4 protein-coding genes are annotated in these 3,655 nt (G+C 55.5%); 2 read left to right on the top strand and 2 right to left on the bottom strand.

What is annotated here, in order from left to right:
* Positions 1 to 658: 658 nt before the first annotated feature.
* Together WMO66_RS01160 and WMO66_RS01155 are read left to right on the top strand one after the other, a co-directional pair.
* Positions 659 to 1,165 carry a GNAT family N-acetyltransferase gene (locus WMO66_RS01160; protein WP_349134577.1) on the top strand — a complete coding sequence of 169 codons (507 nt, stop codon included), beginning with the start codon at positions 659 to 661 and terminating at the stop codon, positions 1,163 to 1,165.
* Between the two features lie 11 nt (positions 1,166 to 1,176).
* On the top strand, positions 1,177 to 1,371 hold the full coding sequence (locus tag WMO66_RS01155; RefSeq protein WP_349134576.1) for a plasmid mobilization protein: 195 nt from the start codon (positions 1,177 to 1,179) through the stop codon (positions 1,369 to 1,371).
* Between the two features lie 336 nt (positions 1,372 to 1,707).
* Here WMO66_RS01155 and lexA read toward each other — a convergent pair whose 3' ends face one another.
* Positions 1,708 to 2,286, bottom strand: a complete 579-nt coding sequence (lexA, locus tag WMO66_RS01150; protein WP_349134575.1) for a transcriptional repressor LexA — start codon at positions 2,284 to 2,286, stop codon at positions 1,708 to 1,710.
* Between the two features lie 341 nt (positions 2,287 to 2,627).
* A partial coding sequence (locus tag WMO66_RS01145; RefSeq protein WP_349134574.1) for a radical SAM protein occupies positions 2,628 to 3,655 on the bottom strand: 1,028 nt, incomplete at its 5' end.

The following is a 3,655-nucleotide window of genomic DNA, read 5'->3' as shown; positions in this document are numbered from 1 at the left end:
GCCGGTGGCAATCTCGGGCAGGCAGTTGCGATTTTGCCGATCGCTTTCCCACGATGCGGCCGGGTACTGCGAGATTCCCACGTCGCTTCGCTCCTCGGAATGACAATTCTGGAACCCCTGCGCGTTCGACGATGCCGCTCCCTACATGAGCCTATACGCAAAAAAAAACGGGCCCTCAGGCGTGTGCTGATAAGACAGTAATTTGAGAAAACTACAAAATTGGCATCTGCCAAGCAGGATTGGACAACAAAACAGGCGGCACTCAACTTCGGTTGGGTGTCGCCTGTTTTTACATCTAAGGGTTGAGAATCACCTGTTTTTTGCGCTGAAAAGCAAGGGTAATGAAAAAGGTGAAGTAGTTACCGCTTTTATGCAGTTCCTTTGTGAAACAGCGAATTGCTGCATAGAGGATACCGTTCGCTGGGGAGTGCGTTTATTTGCGGACGTGCAAAATATCCCTCAAACCCGTAAAGTCGATAGGCGGGTATTTCGATGCAGAGTATGTTCGACACGGTGGAAACTGAAAATCAACTTTCATTCGCAGAAAAGTTACATTTTAGGGTGTTAAATTCCGAGTATTCTATTGAAAACAGAGCTATCCTTGTGATAAAATATGTGTACACACTAACAGTCGGGAGACAGGGCAAGGAGTAACCAAGTGAGAATACAACATAAAAACCTAACAATCCGTCAAGCCGAGGTTGCCGATGCGAAGCAGCTTGCCGCTTGGTGGAATGATGGTGCTGTGATGGCACACGCAGGCTTTCCCAACGGCCTGGGAACGACCGAGGAAGAAGTTGTAAAAGGACTTAGAAACGGTCTTCTGGTCGTTGAGGAAAGCGACCGTCTGATTGGCGAGTGCAATTACCACAATGTGTCAGATGGGGTTGTAGAAATTGGCATTAAGATCTGCGAAACCGATTGTCAGAACCGTGGTGTTGGCAGGAAGGTTTTGAGTATGCTGATCAGTTGGCTGTTCAGAAACGGCTATGCCAAAATCATCCTCGATACGAACTTGACAAACACAAGAGCGCAGCACGTTTACGAATTACTTGGATTCCGCAAGGTACGAACCAATATCGATTCTTGGAAAGACCAGTTCGGTCGGCTTCAATCATCGGTTGATTATGCGCTGGTTGAGCAGGATTTTGTCAGTTATGAGTGAAGGAGACACCTATGCCAGATAACAGAAATCGCAAACGACCGATACAGGTAAAGTTCTTTGTAGATGAAAAAGAACTCAGCTTGATAAAGGCGAGGATGGCACAGCTTGGGATAGAGAATATGAGCGCTTACCTTCGCCAAGTGGCGATTGACGGATATGAGGAAAAACCGGATATGCCTGAACTCCGTGAGCCGAAAAATCCCTGACTCGCTTTTCAAGATGGAGCGTAGCCGATTTTGAAAAAATCGTTAAAGGGTTTGGGATGTTTCCCAACAAGTTTTTGCAAAAGGCAGCAACGCTGAAATTTGCATAAAGCACGATGTGTATCCACACGTGCATTGCTTGCCAAGGGCATCTATGTAGAAGCGCCTGACAAGTCCAGCGGCAAGAGAAAGCAGAAGATTCATATCTCCACGACCTCATAGGCTTCATCCCTGTGGATGTACTGCTAAAAGCGGAACAGGTATGACCGAAATCATACCTGTTCCAAGAAATTCACATATTACTGTTTTACGACCAACGAGCCTCGGGTCCGTTTTTGCTCAATATTCCCGAATGACGGCCTTGACCTTGCCGAGGATCTGCGCCTCGCGGCCGTCGATGGGGTCGTAGGCGGGGTTCTCCGGCATGAGCCAGACCTCGCCGCCGCGGCGGCGCAGGCGCTTGACTGTCGCCGAGTCGCCGAGCAGCGCCACGACGATCTCACCGTTTTCCGCCGTCTGCTGCGGCCGCACGACGACCTTGTCGCCGTCAAAAATGCCCGCCTCGATCATGGAATCGCCGCGCACACGCAGCGCAAAGCACCCGGCCTCGGCCTCCCACGGCACATAGCCCTCGATATTTTCCACGGCGAGGATCGGCTGGCCGGCCGTCACGACGCCGACGAGCGGCACGCCCTGCGGCGCGGCCTCGGCCCCGAGCGAAATGGCGCGGTTCTTGCCGCCATCCATTTCAATGGCTCCGCTGCGGCTCAGCTCCGACAGGTGATAGTGCACGGAGGCCGTGGAGCGCAGACCGACCCCGGCCATGATCTCGCGCGTCGTCGGCGGATAGCCGTGCGAAGCGATATAGTCCTTCAGAAAAGCGTAGATCTCCTCCCGCTTGCTGCTGCTGCGCCCCATATTCGTCCCTCCATTGGGGCAGCCCCGCACAATTGCACCTTCGGCCTTCGCCGGATATTTTTCGCCGGGTGCTCTCGCTGAATGATGCAGTGCTGCTTTATCATTCTATTATTATAGCACGGCGGCAGCAACAATGCAAACATTTGTTTTTGTACACGGAACCTCTGATGAAATCCCCTGCGGCGGCTGGCGGATCTTTTTCGCCAATCCATCGGTTCGAAAAGTTTGAAATACACAAAGTATTCCTGCACTTTTCAAACCTTGTCTTGCCAAAAAATCTCTCGCCATCCGCTCTTGTTGATTTCCTCAGAGGCTCCTGAATTTTTTCACGATTTCATTCATCAGCCAGAGTAAAGCAGTCCCTTGTCCCCGAAATCCGGCAGGTATTCCGTCGTTGCGCTGGAAAAATCCTGCCAATAGCCCGTCAGGCCGCACAGCTCCATCCAGCTCAGCGCCCCGTCATATTCCTCCCGGGTGATGCCGCGGTCAAGCGGCGCGGGCAGATTGCCCATCGGCACATACTGGCTCATGAGCGAAACGGAAACGTCCCGCGCCGGGAACAGCGCCGCGATGGTGTCGAGCGCGGCCAGCGTGTTCGAGAGATACCCCGGCAGCACAAGGTGCCGCACAAGCATTCCCTTCCCCATCTGCCCGTCCTCGTCCAGCTTCGTCCCGCCGACCTGCCGGTACATCTCGCGCAGGGCCGCCGCCGCGACGGCTGGGTAGTCCCGCGCGCCGGACAGCCGTGCCGCCAGCTCCGGGTCGGCGTATTTGTAGTCCGGCAGATAGATGTCGATCAGGCCCTCCAGCTCCCGCAGCGTCTCAACGGATTCATAGCCGCCGCAGTTGTAGATGACGGGCACGGGCAGCCTCGGCGTCAGCGCCGGGAGGATGGACGGCAGAAAATGCGTCGGCGTGACAAGGTCGATGGACTGCGCGCCCTCGTCGATGAGGCGCAGGAACGTTTCGCGCAGGGCCTCCGGCGTCAGCGCCTCGCCCGCGCCGCCGGTCGAGATGACGCCGTTCTGGCAATAGCGGCAGCGCAGCGTGCAGCCGCTGAAAAACACCGCGCCCGTGCCGTAATTGGCACAGATCGGCGGCTCCTCACCGTAATGGAGCATGGCGCGCGCCGCGCGCAGCTGCCCCGGCATCCGGCAGAAGCCGAGCTCACCCGCTTCGCGGTCAACGCCGCACCGCCGCGGGCAGAGCGTACAGGATCGATAAGAAAGCATGGGACCTCCCTGCGCTGCGGTGTTGCCGCCGCGCGTGATTTGTGCTAGAATAGGGTTAAAAATATGGATCGCGGGATCGAAAATGGCCATCGATGGTGCGTTGTAGGGGAGCGGCATGCCGCGCCCGGCGCTGCACC

It is taken from the genome of Faecousia intestinalis (assembly GCF_040096185.1).
Lineage (GTDB): Bacteria > Bacillota > Clostridia > Oscillospirales > Oscillospiraceae > JAZOXB01.
This window is presented reverse-complemented; position numbering and strand designations above follow the sequence as displayed.

What these genes read in the sequence shown, in the direction of transcription:
- WMO66_RS01155 (WP_349134576.1), top strand. Translation starts at nt 1,177, where the DNA reads ATGCCAGATAACAGAAATCGCAAACGACCGATACAGGTAAAGTTCTTT.
- lexA (WP_349134575.1), bottom strand. Translation starts at nt 2,286, where the DNA reads ATGGGGCGCAGCAGCAGCAAGCGGGAGGAGATCTACGCTTTTCTGAAG.